Genomic DNA, 237 nt, shown 5'->3' with positions numbered 1-237 from the left:
CGATGAAAACAGAAGCATTTCGATCAATACTTATGTTGATGTTCCTAGTAGTCGCAACACTCCCTATTCTTGGGATGGCTGTGTTGGCGATGAAGTCCATGGCTACTTAAACGTGAAGATGCAACTTAATCCCAATACCGGTGTTGTTTCCGGTCAAGGATTAGGACAGTATTATGAAGGAACGAAATGTGGTCGTACCCAACTCCATGGTGAAGAAACATTTGATTTTAGTCTTCC

1 protein-coding gene is annotated in these 237 nt (G+C 42.2%); it reads left to right on the top strand.

Features of this window, described 5'->3' with window-relative positions; all coding sequences use genetic code 11:
* The coding region (locus R0J87_RS24555) for a hypothetical protein (RefSeq protein WP_498889651.1) at positions 1-237 on the top strand (237 nt) is incomplete at both ends.

It is taken from the genome of Halomonas sp. SIMBA_159 (genome assembly GCF_046536035.1).
Lineage (GTDB): Bacteria > Pseudomonadota > Gammaproteobacteria > Pseudomonadales > Halomonadaceae > Vreelandella > Vreelandella venusta_A.
Note: the sequence above shows the minus strand (reverse complement) of the source record. Positions and strands in the feature narration are given on the sequence as shown.